This window comes from Kitasatospora sp. NPDC048407 (assembly GCF_043200475.1).
Taxonomy (GTDB): Bacteria; Actinomycetota; Actinomycetes; order Streptomycetales; family Streptomycetaceae; genus Kitasatospora.
In genome coordinates this window covers 302,177-314,445 of sequence record NZ_JBICXW010000006.1, presented here as the reverse complement: position 1 = coordinate 314,445, position 12,269 = coordinate 302,177, and the positions used below count along the sequence as shown (strand labels likewise).

Annotated in this window: 13 protein-coding genes; 6 read left to right on the top strand and 7 right to left on the bottom strand. The window is 73.9% G+C overall.

Going from position 1 to position 12,269, the window contains the following annotated elements:
- The first annotated feature begins 44 nt into the window (after positions 1 to 44).
- Positions 45 to 488: an iron chaperone gene (locus ACGFWJ_RS15255; RefSeq protein WP_392949342.1), complete on the top strand. Its 444-nt coding sequence runs from the start codon at positions 45 to 47 to the stop codon at positions 486 to 488.
- Positions 489 to 498: 10 nt separating this feature from the next.
- Here ACGFWJ_RS15255 and ACGFWJ_RS15250 read toward each other — a convergent pair whose 3' ends face one another.
- On the bottom strand, positions 499 to 1,404 hold the full coding sequence (locus tag ACGFWJ_RS15250; protein ID WP_392949339.1) for a hypothetical protein: 906 nt from the start codon (positions 1,402 to 1,404) through the stop codon (positions 499 to 501).
- Between the two features lie 186 nt (positions 1,405 to 1,590).
- Here ACGFWJ_RS15250 and ACGFWJ_RS15245 point away from each other — a divergent pair, with 186 nt between their 5' ends.
- Together ACGFWJ_RS15245 and ACGFWJ_RS15240 are read left to right on the top strand one after the other, a co-directional pair.
- Positions 1,591 to 1,797 (top strand): DUF4287 domain-containing protein, encoded by a 207-nt coding sequence (locus ACGFWJ_RS15245; RefSeq protein WP_387639115.1) that lies wholly within the window; start codon positions 1,591 to 1,593, stop codon positions 1,795 to 1,797.
- Positions 1,798 to 1,847: 50 nt separating this feature from the next.
- A complete protein-coding gene (locus ACGFWJ_RS15240) occupies positions 1,848 to 2,663 on the top strand; it encodes an alpha/beta fold hydrolase (protein ID WP_392949336.1) in 816 nt (271 codons plus the stop codon).
- Between the two features lie 33 nt (positions 2,664 to 2,696).
- Here the strand turns inward: ACGFWJ_RS15240 and ACGFWJ_RS15235 are convergent, their stop codons facing one another.
- Both ACGFWJ_RS15235 and ACGFWJ_RS15230 read right to left on the bottom strand, forming a co-directional pair.
- A complete protein-coding gene (locus tag ACGFWJ_RS15235; protein ID WP_387639121.1) occupies positions 2,697 to 3,197 on the bottom strand; it encodes a MarR family winged helix-turn-helix transcriptional regulator in 501 nt (166 codons plus the stop codon).
- Complete coding sequence (locus ACGFWJ_RS15230; protein ID WP_387639124.1) at positions 3,194 to 3,619, bottom strand: SRPBCC family protein; 426 nt, start codon at positions 3,617 to 3,619, stop codon at positions 3,194 to 3,196. Before ACGFWJ_RS15230 ends, ACGFWJ_RS15235 begins: the two co-directional genes overlap by 4 nt.
- Positions 3,620 to 3,851: 232 nt before the next feature.
- Between ACGFWJ_RS15230 and serS the strand changes: the two genes are divergently transcribed.
- Positions 3,852 to 5,147, top strand: a complete 1,296-nt coding sequence (gene serS / locus ACGFWJ_RS15225) for a serine--tRNA ligase (protein ID WP_392949332.1) — start codon at positions 3,852 to 3,854, stop codon at positions 5,145 to 5,147.
- A gap of 116 nt (positions 5,148 to 5,263) precedes the next feature.
- Here serS and ACGFWJ_RS15220 read toward each other — a convergent pair whose 3' ends face one another.
- Positions 5,264 to 6,361, bottom strand: coding sequence for a sensor histidine kinase (locus ACGFWJ_RS15220; protein WP_392949329.1), 1,098 nt, complete (start codon positions 6,359 to 6,361; stop codon positions 5,264 to 5,266).
- Positions 6,358 to 7,017, bottom strand: a complete 660-nt coding sequence (locus ACGFWJ_RS15215) for a response regulator (RefSeq protein WP_387639131.1) — start codon at positions 7,015 to 7,017, stop codon at positions 6,358 to 6,360. Before ACGFWJ_RS15215 ends, ACGFWJ_RS15220 begins: the two co-directional genes overlap by 4 nt.
- 69 nt (positions 7,018 to 7,086) lie before the next feature.
- On the opposite strand from ACGFWJ_RS15215, the gene ACGFWJ_RS15210 reads away from it, so the two are divergent.
- A complete protein-coding gene (locus tag ACGFWJ_RS15210) occupies positions 7,087 to 8,415 on the top strand; it encodes a diacylglycerol/lipid kinase family protein (protein WP_392949326.1) in 1,329 nt (442 codons plus the stop codon).
- A 38-nt stretch (positions 8,416 to 8,453) separates the two neighbouring features.
- Positions 8,454 to 8,999, top strand: a complete 546-nt coding sequence (locus ACGFWJ_RS15205; RefSeq protein WP_392949459.1) for a phosphatase PAP2 family protein — start codon at positions 8,454 to 8,456, stop codon at positions 8,997 to 8,999.
- On the opposite strand, the gene ACGFWJ_RS15200 is transcribed toward ACGFWJ_RS15205, so the two are convergent.
- Together ACGFWJ_RS15200 and ACGFWJ_RS15195 are read right to left on the bottom strand one after the other, a co-directional pair.
- A complete protein-coding gene (locus ACGFWJ_RS15200; protein ID WP_387860766.1) occupies positions 8,987 to 9,661 on the bottom strand; it encodes a response regulator in 675 nt (224 codons plus the stop codon). The genes ACGFWJ_RS15205 and ACGFWJ_RS15200 overlap by 13 nt on opposite strands.
- The gene (locus ACGFWJ_RS15195) at positions 9,658 to 12,171 is read right to left on the bottom strand and encodes an ATP-binding protein (RefSeq protein ID WP_392949324.1); all 2,514 of its coding nucleotides are present in this window, start codon (positions 12,169 to 12,171) and stop codon (positions 9,658 to 9,660) included. The genes ACGFWJ_RS15200 and ACGFWJ_RS15195 overlap by 4 nt, the downstream gene beginning before the upstream one ends.
- Positions 12,172 to 12,269 lie beyond the last annotated feature (98 nt).

Below are 12,269 nucleotides of genomic sequence, written 5' to 3'. Positions count from 1 at the left end.
TACGATGAATAACGTCACCAGGGAACGGAACGGGAGAGCGGGTCATGGCGGAGAAGCACGAGGGTTTCACGGCGGACGAGCGCGCGGCGATGAAGGAGCGCGCCAAGGAGCTGAAGGCGGAGTCCAAGCGGGCCTCGGCCGCTGCCAAGGCCGCTGAGGCGGAGCGGGACCTGCTGGAGAAGATCGCCGAGATGCCGCCGGAGGACCGGCTGCTGGCGGAGCGTTTCCACGCGATCGTCACCTCGGTCGCGCCGGAGCTGGCGCCGAAGACCTGGTACGGGATGCCCGCGTACAACAACAAGGACGGCAAGCCGGTGTGCTTCTTCCAGAGCGCCGCCAAGTTCAAGTCCCGGTACGCGACCATCGGCTTCAGCGACCAGGCACGCCTGGACGACGGCGACCTGTGGCCGACGTCCTACGCGGTCGCCGACCTGGGCGAGGGCGAGTCGGCGCGCATCGCCGAGTTGGTGAAGCGCGCCGTCGGCTGAGCGGCCGGGTTCAGGAGGAGTACGCGCGCAGGGTGAGCAGGGCGGCGAGGGTGACGCCCGGGCGGGCCTCGTGCTCGGTGGACTCGGACCAGCGGGCCCAGTTGATCGGCCAGCCGCCGTCCGGGAGTTGGGCGGACACCAGATGCACGAGTCCGCGCTCCAGCTCGGCGTCGGAGAACCAGGCGCGGGCCAGACTGTCCGGGCGGGGCGCGAAGTCGTGCGGCAGGTGGTACTCGCGGGGCGCGTACCCAGGGGCGATCCGGACCTCCTCCGGGTGCGCCGGGTCCAGCAGCACCAGCTGCTGCTTGCGCACCAACTCGCCGAGGCGGGCGGCCTGTTCGGCCGCCCAGGCACGGTCGGGCGAGGTGTCCAGGATGCCGACGGCGGTGAACACCTCGTACGGGTGGGTGTGCTCGATCGCCTCGACGGCGCGGCGGCAGAACGCCTCGGCGGCCGTCAGCCACGGGTGCTGGACGCCGTGGCGCAGCAGCGGGGCGGCGATCTGGCCGGTGGAGAGCAGTTCGGCAGGCGGGTCGTCGGCGATCGGCAGGAACGGCGGGTGCGGGTAGCGGCGCAGGGTGGGCAGCACGGCGGGCACGCCGCCGTCCGGGGTGGTCAAGGTAGCGGCCCAGTCGCAGAGTTCGCGGCCGCGCGGGCCGGTCAGCGCGCCGGCCTCGCCGAGGATGCGGGCGGCGGCACCGGCGGCCAGCGGTTGGGCGGCCGGGCCGCGGACGTCGGGTTCCAGGCCGTACGCCCAGCCGCCGTCCGGGGTGCGGTAGGCGTCCAGGGCGGCGAGGACGCCCGCTTGGTCCGGGGCGTCGAACAGGTGGGTGAAGCGCCGCTGTTCCAGGACCCGGCCCGCGGTCCACAGGTAGTCGGCGGCGCGCTCGATCGTGCTGTCGTCGATCCATGCCATGACCCGACCGTAGGCCGCCGGAGGGGGACGCGTTCGGTGTTCGCGGGACGCCACGAGAAAGTCGCGAAAAAAGATTCACGGGGAGCGATGAGTTCCGCCCGGGCCGCCCGTCCATACCTGTGACGGCAACGACAGCAGACGACAGCGGCGGCCCCAGCGGCAGCGCGGAACGCGGAGGAACCCGGGATGAGCGTCAAGGGACCGGCCAGCTACTTCCCCTCCATCGAGCAGAAGTACGGGCGTCCGATCGCCGACTGGCAGGAGCTGATCAGCAGCTCGCCGCTGACCAAGCACATGGAGCTGGTCACCTGGCTGAAGACCGAGCACGGCATCGGCCACGGCCACGCCAACGCGCTGGTCGCCCACACGCTCGCTACCGCCGGCCGGCCCTGACCTCCCCCGGACCCCCACCACACCCACCCCCCACCCCGCAGGAGTTGAAGATGACCGAGTACGTGACCTCCGCCGACGGCACCCGGATCGCCTACCAGGCCGCGGGCGAGGGCCCCGCCGTGGTGATCGTGGACGGTGCGATGTGCCACCGCGGCTTCGGCCCGTCCGCCGGGATCGCCGGACAACTCGCCGACGGGCACCGGGTGTTCAGCTACGAACGGCGCGGGCGCGGGGAGAGCGGCGCGGACGGCGCGGACGGGGCGAGCGGCGCGGACGTCGTCGAGCGGGAGATCGAGGACCTGGCGGCGGTCGTCGCGGCGGCGGGCGGCAGCGCGACCGTGCTCGGACTGTCCTCCGGCGGTGCGCTGGCGCTTCGGGCGGCCGGCGCGGGCATCGGCGTCGAGCGGGTCGCCGTGTACGAGCCGCCGTTCAGCACCAGCGACGAGCAGCGGGCCCGGTTCGCGGACTACCGGGCGGGCGTGGCACAGGACGTCGCCGCCGGTGACCGCGGCGCGGCGATCGCCCGCTTCATGACCTTCGTCGGCACCCCCGAGCCGATGCTCGACGGGCTGCGTAACTCGCCCGTCTGGCCGCTGTTCGAGTCGGTCGCGCCGACACTGGTCAACGACGCCGAGGTGCTGGACGGCGCGGCGGACGCCGCCGTACCCACCGAGCTGCTGGCCGCGCTGACCGTGCCGGTGCTGGTCCTGGACGGCGGCCTCAGCCCCGACCTGCTGCGGGACGCGGCCCGGGCGACCGCCAATGCGGCCGCCGGGTCCGCGTACCGCACCCTGGAGGGTCAGACCCACGAGGTGGCGCCGGAGGTGCTGGCGCCGGTGCTCGCGGAGTTCGTCGCCAAGGGCTGACCGTGCGGGCTCCGGTCGGGACCGCCAACTGCCTCAGGGCGCGTCGACCAGGTGGCGGAGCAGCCGGCTGAGGGCGACTCCGTCCATGGCCGGGCGGCCCGGTCCGGGGAAGGCGGCGGGGGCGAAGAACGAACGGTCGGCGGCCTCGACGTCGGGGATCGCGGCGCGGGCCAGGCCGACGCCCTGCGAGGTGATGCGCAGGCGCAGGGACCGGGTGTCGTCCGGGTCGGTGGTGCGGGTCAGCAGGCCCTTGGCCTCCAGCTTCCGCACCACCTGCGAGGTGGTGCGGACGTCGGTACCGGCCTGCTGGGAGAGCTCCTGCTGGTTGGGGGTCTTGCCCTGCTCGTTGAGCCACCAGGCGCAGGAGAGCAGGACGAACTGGGGGTGCGTCAGGTCGTAGGGGGCGAGCGCGGCGGCGACTTCGCGCTGCCAGCGCATGGTGGCGTGCCACAGCCAGAAGCCCGGGCTGTGCACCGGGCCGTCGGCCAACAGGTCCTGCTCGACGATCGCTGCGTCTTCGGGGTGAATCTTCATCGGGCCACTCGCTCCGCCTGGGCCAGCAGGCCGGCCATCGCCTCGGGGAAGTCCTCGGTGATCATCGGGCCGAGCTCGGGGCCGAGCCCGTCGGCGTCGGGGCCGGTGATCTCGAGGCGGTGCAGGACGCGGGTGCCGCCGTCGGGCAGGGCGGTGAGGGTGTGCGAGAAGCTCAGCGTGGTCCCGCCGAACTCGGTCTCGTCGGCGTAGACGTGGTTCTCCTCGATCCGGGTGATCACCGAGACGATCGGCTCCTGGCCGGTCGGCGTCATGGCGACCTTGCTGCCGACGGCGAACGGGCCGTCGAGCGTCACCGACTCCATCGAGGTGTCCCAGTTCGGCCAGGCGTTCAGGTCGCTGAGCACCGCCCAGACGGCGTGCGGCGCGGCGGTGGTGTCGGCGGTGTGCTCGTGCTGCCACATGGTGAGGTCCCCCTGCAGAGTCGGTCGTGTTTCCGAGTTGCTCTACGCAGAGATTATCTCCGCGTAGAGCAACTCGCAAGCGTGACCGAACCTGACCGAACCCGATCACTTCTGACCACCCCCACCGACCCCCCACCCGCCCCCCACCCGCCCCCCAAAGCCCGTGCACCCCGATCCGCCCCCCTGCTACGGTCGGGACACTTCACCTGGCTGTCCCGAGGAGCAGACTCCGATGCATGATGCCCGCGCCCTGATCGACCTGGGGGACGAAGCCGTCCGGCGGCTCGCACGTCGCGGCTACCGGCTCGACCTGTCCGCACTGGAGGCCCTGCAGTCCCGGCGCAACGCGGGCATTCAGGCCGGTGACGAGCTGCGGGCCAGGTCGAAGCAGGTCGCGCAGGAGGTGCAGCGGACGGCGAAGCAGGGCGGGGACGTCTCGGAGCTGAAGGAGAGCGCCCGCGCGCTGAAGGAGCAGATCCAGCAGAACGAGGCCGAACTGGAGACGGTTCAGCAGGAGTTGACCGATCTGCTGCTGACCATCCCGAACCTGCCGGCCGACGAGGCGCCGGACGGGTTCTCGGACGAGGACGCCCTCGAGGTGCGCCGGGTCGGGGAGCCGCAGGCGTTCGGCTTCGCGCCCAAGGACCACGTCGACCTGGGCGAGACCATGGGCATCATGGACTTCGGCCGGGCCACCAAGCTGTCGGGTTCGCGGTTCAGCGTGCTGCGCGGCACCGGTGCGGCGCTGGAGCGGGCGATCGTCGCGCTGCTGCTGGACCTGCACACCCGCCGGCACGGCTACGTGGAGCACGCGGTGCCGTACCTGGTGAACCGGCGCTCCATGACGGGCACCGGCCAGCTGCCGAAGTTCGAGGAGGACCTGTTCCGGACGGGCGTCGCGGACCGGGACCTGTTCCTGATCCCGACCGCCGAGGTGCCGCTGACCAACCTGTACGCGGACGAGATCGTCGCCCCGGTCGAGCTGCCGCTGGCGCTCACCGCGCACACCCCGTGTTTCCGTTCGGAGGCCGGTTCGTACGGCCGCGACACCCGCGGGCTGATCCGGCTGCACCAGTTCTCGAAGGTGGAGATGGTGCGGATCTGCGCCGCCGAGCAGGCGCGGGAGCAGATGCTGCTGATGGTGTCGCACGCCGAGGCGTGCCTGCAGGAGCTGGAACTCGCTTACCGCGTGGTCACGTTGGCGGCCGGCGACACCGGCTTCTCCTCGCAGCTGACGTACGACCTGGAGGTGTGGCTGCCCAGCCAGGACACCTACCGGGAGATCTCCTCGGTGTCGGACTTCGGCACCTTCCAGGGCCGCCGGGCCGGTATCCGTACCCGCGACGAGAACGGCAAGCCGACCCCGGCCGCGACGGTGAACGGTTCGGGTCTGCCGCTGGGCCGCACCATCGCGGCGGTGCTGGAGCAGCACCAGCAGGCCGACGGTTCGGTGCTGCTGCCGAAGGCGCTGCACAAGTACCTCGGCTTCGCCCGGATCGCCGCCGACGGCACCCCCGTCGAGGAGTAGAGCCCGAGAGCCAGTACGGCGCGTGGCCACCCCGACGCAAAGGGGCGGCCACGCGCCGTCGGCATGTCCGGGCGCGGGTGCGTCAGGCGGTCAGCGGCGTCAGTCGGTCGGCGGCGTCAGGCGGTCGGCAGCGTCGCCGCCACCCGCCAGCCGGTGCCGTGCGGGCCGGCGGTCAGTTCGCCGCCGAGGTCGGCGATCCGGGTGCGCAGGGCGGTCAGGCCGGTGCCGCCGCCGGGGCGGGCGTGGGGGTGGGCGGGGCCGGTGTCAGTGACGGTGACGGTGAGGCCGGTGCCGGGGTGGTGGGCGACGGCGACGGTGATCCGGTCGGCGGCGGGCGCGTGGCGGCGGATGTTGGTGAGCGCTTCCAGCGCGACCCGGTAGGCGGCGTCCTCGACGGCGGGCGGCAGCGCGGGCAGATCGGCGGGGTGGTGCAGCGCGGGCCGGTCGGGGAAGTGGTCGAGCAGGGCGGGGAGTTCGGTGAGGGCGTGGCGGCGCGGGGCGGCGTCGTCGGGGGCGCGCAGGGTGTCGAGGGTGTGGTCCATGGAGGCGAGGGCGCGCTGTCCGGCGGCTTCCAGCCGGGTCAGCAGCCGGGCGTTCTCGTCCGGGTCGTAGCCGCTGACCTGGGCGGCCTGCACTTCGAGCAGGATGCCGGTGAGCTCGTGGGCGACGTAGTCGTGCAGGTCGCGGGCGACGGCGAGGCGCTGTTCGTGGCGGGCGTCGCGGACGGCGCGGGCCCGGCGGTCGTCCTGGCCGCGCAGGTAGAGGGCGGCGCCGAGGGCGGTGGCGACGGGGGCGACGGCGATCACCAGGCCGGCCACGGAGGCGTCCAGCGGCACGGGTTGGCGCAGCGCGAAGCGCAGCGGCAGGGCCAGGGCGGCGGCGGTGGTGAGCGCGCCGGCGGCCCAGGCGGGGCGGGCCGGCAGGCGTCGTACGGCGCGTACCACCAGGGCCAGCAGGGCGGCGAACTCGGCGGGCATCCAGAGCAGTTCCAGCCCGTGGTCGCCGAAGTAGCCGGCGTCGACGGCGAGTGAGAGCAGGGCGGCGGCGACGGGTGCGAGGACGGGTGAGCGCGGGCCGAGCGGTCGGTGCAGCGCGGCGAGGGCGAGGACCAGGACGGCGGTGCCGCCGGGGATCCAGCCGGCCGGGGGCCCGAGCACGGCCGGCACGAGCAGCAGCACGGCCGCGACGGCGGTGAGGGCGCGGCGGACGGTCATGCGGGCAGGTCGGTGAGGTAGCCGAGTTCGAAGGCGCGCATGGCGATGCCGACCCGGTTGCGGACGCCGAGTTTGCGCTGGATGTGTGCGACGTGGGTCTTCACGGTGCCCGCCGAGATGAACAGCGCGGCGGCGATGTCGGCGTTGGTGCGTCCGGCGGCGACTTCGCGGGTGATCTCCTGTTCGCGGGTGGTGAGGGGTTCGGCGAGCGGAGCGGCCTCGGGGCGGCGGCCGGTGACGTGCTGGAGCAGGCGGACGGTGACGGACGGGCTGATCAGGCTGTCGCCGGCTGTGGCGGCGCGGACGGCTTCGATCAGCAGGGCCGGCCCGGAGCGTTTGAGCAGGAAGCCGGAGGCGCCGCCGCGCAGCGCCGGGTACACGTACTCGTCGAGGTCGAACGTCGTCACCACGACCACTTTGACCTGTGGGTCGGCGGTGGGCCCGCAGAGTTGGCGGACGACTTCGAGGCCGTCCATCCGGGGCATCCGGACGTCGACGAGGGCGACGTCCGGGCGCAGCGCGCGGGCGGCTTCGACGGTGGCGATGCCGTCGGCGGCCTCGCCGACCACCTGGATGTCCGGTTGGGTTTCGAGGATGCGGCGCAGTCCGCGTCGCACCATCTCCTGGTCGTCGGCGAGCAGTACCCGGATGGTCACCCGGCGGATTCTGCCACAGCCCGATTGTCTTTCCGGGTCCGATGGTTGACGGGGCGTTACCGTCGGTGGATGGGTGAGGTGGTGCGGGCGAAGTGGCTGGCGCGGGCCGCGATCGGGTGCGGGACGGCGGCGGTCGGGGTGCTGGCGGCGGGGGCGGGGCTGCGCGGGGCGCTGGTGGTGGGGGTCGGGGTGGCGGCGTTGGCGCTGATCGCGGTGGGGGTGTGGTGGGCGTTGTCGCGGCGCGGGCCGGCGCGTTGGCTCGGGGCGCTGTTGGCGGTGGCGGCGCCGGTGGGTGCGGTGGCGCTGGTCGTCGGGGCGGAGACGTGGCCGTGGGTGCTGGGCGCGGTGGCGCTGTGGTCGGCGGGCCTGTCGCTGGGACGGTCGGCGCTGCGCTCGGCGCGGGGGCCGCGCGAGGTGCGGGAGCGGGAGGCGCCGGGGCCGCGCAGGCCGGTGCTGATCATGAATCCGGAGTCCGGCGGCGGGAAGGTGCGGGAGTTCCACTTGGCCGACCGGGCCCGGGAGTTGGGGGCCGAGGTGGTGCTGCTCGACCCCTCGGCCGGGCCGGAGCAGGACGTGGCGCTGCTCGCGGAGCGGGCGGTGGCGGACGGCGCGGATCTGCTGGGTGTGGCCGGCGGGGACGGCACGCAGGCGCTGGTGGCACAGGTCGCGGCCCGGCACGGGTTGCCGTTCCTGGTGGTGGCGGCGGGCACCCGCAACCACTTCGCGCTGGATCTGGGCCTGGACCGGGACGATCCGGCGAGCGGCCTGGACGCGTTGACGGACGGTGTGGAGCTGCGGGTGGACCTGGGCGAGGTGGCGGGCCGGGCGTTCGTGAACAACGTGTCGTTCGGCACCTACGCGGAGGTCGTGCGGAATCCGGAGTACCGGGACGCGAAGGCGTCGACGGTGCTGGCGATGCTGCCGGACCTGCTGGTGGGGTACGCGGGCACGGAGCTGCGGGCCGAGGTGGGCGGGGAGGTGCTGGAGCGGCCGCAGGCGGTGCTGGTCAGCAACAACCCGTACGACGCGGGGGACCTGCTGGATCCGGGGCGGCGTTCGCGGCTGGATCTGGGCCGGTTGGGGGTGCTGGGGGTGAGGGTGGACGGCGCGGCGCAGGCGGCGGAGCTGGCGTTGCGGGGTACGAATGCGGAGGCGGTGCGGACCCTGGTGGGGCGTGAGGTGCTGGTGACGGCGGAGGCGGCGAGGATTCCGGTGGCGGTGGACGGCGAGGCGTTGGAGCTGGACGTCCCGGTGCGATGCGTGATCCGGCCGGGGGCGCTGCGGGTGCGGGTGCCGCGGCGCCGTCCGGGTGCGGTGCGGCCGGCGCCGCCGCTGTCGTGGGGGCTGCTGTCGCGGCTGGCGGCGGGCCGCGTCGAGGCGAACGAGGGTGCGCGGTGAGGGCGGTGGAGCGGTGGGTGCCGGCCGGGCGCCGGGTGATGGCGGACGTGTCGGCGGTGGACCTGGCGGTGTACGTGGCGATCGCGGCGACGCCGACGCCGACGCTGGACGAGGGCCTGCGGCGGCTGTCGACGGCGGCGAACCACTCGAAGCTGTCGGTGGCGGTGGCGTGCGGCCTGGCGCTGGTGCCGGGGGCGTCGCGCCGGGCGGCGCTGGTGGGGCTGGGGTCGGTGGCGGTGGCGTCGGCGGCGGCGAACGTGGCGGGCAAGTCGCTGGCGCGGCGGGCCCGGCCGGACCGGGTGGCGGGGAAGGTGCCGCAGGCGCGGCAGGTGCCGATGCCGGAGTCGGGGTCGTTCCCGTCCGGGCACACCGCGTCGGCGTTCGCGTTCGCCACCGGAGTGGCCTCCCAACTGCCTTGGGCGGCGGCCCCGTTGGGCCTACTCGCGGCGTCGGTGGGCTACTCGCGGGTGCACACGGGCGTGCACTACCCGGGGGACGTGGTGGCGGGCGCGCTGCTGGGGACGGTCGCGGGCAGTGTGGTGGCGGGCGTGGGCCGGCGGCTGGTGGCCCGTCAGGGGAGGTAGCGGTAGCCGAGGCCGGGTTCGGTGATCAGGTGGCGGGGGCGGTGCGGGTCGCGTTCGAGTTTGCGGCGCAGGGCCGCGAAGTGGACCCGCAGGTAGTTGCTGTGTTCTTCGTGGCCCGGTCCCCAGACGGCGGTGAGGAGTTGTTGGCGGCCGACGAGCCGGCCGGGGGCGGCGAGCAGCACGGAGAGCAGTTTCCATTCGATGGGGGTGAGGCGTACGGGGCCGTCGGGTCCGGTGGCACGGGCGGCGGCGGGGTCGACGGCGTGGTCGCCGATCCGGGCGAGTGGCGGGGCGGTGGCGGGTGCGGGGCGGCGCAGGACGGCGCGGAGCCGGGCGAAGAGTTCGTCCATGACGAAGGGTTTGGTGAGGTAGTCGTCGGCGCCGCCGTCGAGGGCGTGGATGCGGTCGGCGGGGTCGGTGCGTCCGGAGAGCACGATGACGGGTGCGGAGCTGTGGCGGCGCAGGGCGCGCAGGACGTCCATGCCGTCCTGGTCGGGCAGGCCGAGGTCGAGCAGGACGGCGTCGGGCGGGGTCTGCTCGGCGAGCTCGAGGGCCTGTCGGGCGGTGCCGGCGGTGAGGGCCGCGTACTGGCGGGCGACCAGGTTGAGGCGCAGGGTGCGCAGCAGGCGGGGTTCGTCGTCGACGGCCAGGACGCGGGTCATGAGGCTTCCTGTTCGGTGGTGGCGGCGGGCAGGGTGAGCAGCAGGGTGGCGCCGCCGCCGGGGGTGTCCTCGACGTCGAGGCTGCCGCCCATGGCTTCGGCGAGGCCGCGGGAGAGGGCGAGGCCGAGGCCGAGGCCGGTGGTGTTGTCGGTGTCGCCGAGGCGTTGGAACGGCAGGAAGACGCGGTCGCGGTCCTCGGGCGGGATGCCGGGTCCGCGGTCGACGATGCGGATCTCGACGCGGTCGGCGTGGGCGGAGGCGGTGACCAGGACGGGTGCGCCGGGTGCGTTGTGCCGGAGCGCGTTGGTGATGACGTTGGCGAGGACGCGTTCGAGCAGTGGCGGGTCGGCGAGGACGGGCGGGGCGGTGTCGAGGTCGAGGGGTTGGACGGGCGCGTCGGGGTCGGGCAGTGAGTCGAGGGCGCGGGGCAGGATCTCGTCGAGGTGGGTGGGTTGCAGGTGCAGGGTGAGGGCGCCGGCCTGGAGGCGGCTGAGGTCGAGCAGGTTGTCGACGAGCCGGGTGAGTTCGACGAGGGATTCGTCGGCGAGGGCGAGCAGTTCGTTCCGGTCGTCGGCGGAGAATTCGACGTCGGGGCTGCGCAGGGAGCCGACGGAGGCGAGGGCGGTGGCGAGCGGGGTGCGCAGGTCGTGGCTGACGGCGGCGAGCAGGGCGGTGCGCATCCGGTCGGCGGCGCGGATGGGTTCGACCTCGGCGGCGACGGTGGCGAGGCGGTCGCGTTCGAGGGCGGCGGCGAGGTGGGCGGCGAACGCGGCGAGTACCCGGTGGTCGGTGTCGGACAGTCGGCGTCCGGTGAGGACGAGCAACGCGTCGGCGCCGACGGGCAGTTCGGTGGTTTCGGGGTGCTCGTCGGCGGCCGCGGGGCTGTCGGTGCGGGCGAGGACGTCGCCGGTGGCGGGGTCAAGCAGGGCGGCGGTGTCGAGGCCGAAGGAGGTGCGGGTGCGTTCGAGCAGGGCGGGGACGGCGTCGGCGCCGCGCAGGACGGAGCCGGCCAGGGTGGAGAGGGTTTCGGCTTCGGCGGTGGCGCGGGCGGCGCGGGCGGTCTGCCGGGTGGAGTGGTCGACGACGGTGGACACGCAGAGGGCGACGGCGGCGAAGACGGCGAGGGCGATGAAGTTGTTGGCCTCGCCGATGGTGAAGGTGTGCACGGGCGGGATGAAGTAGTAGTTCAGCAGCAGTGAGGCGACCACCGAGGCGAGCAGGGCGGAGGTCGCTCCGCCGAGCAACGCGACGGCGACGACGCCGAGTTGGAAGATCAGCGCGTCGGTGGTGAGGTTCAGCGCGTGGTGGCCCTGGGAGAGTACGGCGGTCAGCACCCAGGGGACGGCGAGTCCGGCGGCGTATCCGGCGAGGGTGCGGCGGCGGGAGTGCCGGCGGCCGAGCGAGGGGAGCCGGCCGCGGCCGGTGAACGCGTGGGTGACCATGTGGACGTCGATGTCCTCGGACCGGTCGACGGTGGTTTCGCCGATGCCGGGTCCGGTGAGGAAGCGGCTGGTGCGGCCGCGCCGGCTGGTGCCGAGGACGAGTTGGGTGGCGTCGCGGGCGCGGGCGAAGGTCAGCAGTGTTTCGGGGATGTCGTCGCCGACGACCAGGTGGTAGCTGCCGCCGAGGGATTCGACCAGGCTGCGCTGTTCGGCGAGCCGGCCGGGTGAGGCGCCGGCCAGGCCGTCGCTGCGGGTGACGTGCACGGCGAGGAGTTCGCCGCCGGCGGTGCGGTCGCAGATCCGGGCGGCGCGGCGGATCAGGGTGGGGCCTTCGGGTCCGCCGGTGAGGGCGACGACGACGCGTTCGCGGGTCTCCCAGACCCGGTCGATGTTGTGCACGGCCCGGTAGTCGCGCAGTCCTTCGTCGACCCGGCCGGCCAGCCAGAGCAGGGCGAGTTCGCGCAGTGCGGTGAGGTTGCCGACCCGGAAGTAGTTGGCGAGCGCGGCGTCGACCTTCTCGGCCTGGTAGACGTTGCCGTGGGCGAGGCGGCGGCGCAGTGCCTGCGGGGCCATGTCGACGAGTTCGATCTGGTCGGCGCGGCGCACCACTTCGTCGGGGACGGTTTCGCGCTGCGGTACGCCGGTGATCTTCTGCACCACGTCGTTGAGCGATTCGAGGTGCTGGATGTTGACGGTGGTGACGACGTCGATGCCGGCGGCGAGGAGTTCTTCGACGTCCTGCCAGCGCTTGGCGTGCCGTCCGCCGGGGATGTTGGTGTGGGCGAGTTCGTCGACCAGGGCGAGTTCGGGCCGTCGGGCCAGCAGCGCGTCCAGGTCGAGTTCGGCGAATTCGGCGTCGCGGTAGCGCCTTGTGGTGCGCGGGAGTTGTTCCAGTCCGTCGAGCAGCCGGGCGGTGCGGGGCCGGTTGTGGGTCTCCAGGAAGCCGACGACCACGTCGGTGCCGCGCTCCTGGCGGCGGTGCGCCTCGTCGAGCATCCGGTAGGTCTTGCCGACGCCGGGGGCCGCGCCCAGGTAGACCCGTAGCCGGCCCCGCCGGTGGGCGGGCATCCGCGCTCCGAAGGCCTGTCCTGGGTCAACTGGCATGGCTGCTCGTCTCACGGTCGGGTCGGTAGGGGCGGGTACGCGGCCGGCCGACCCGGGCGGGG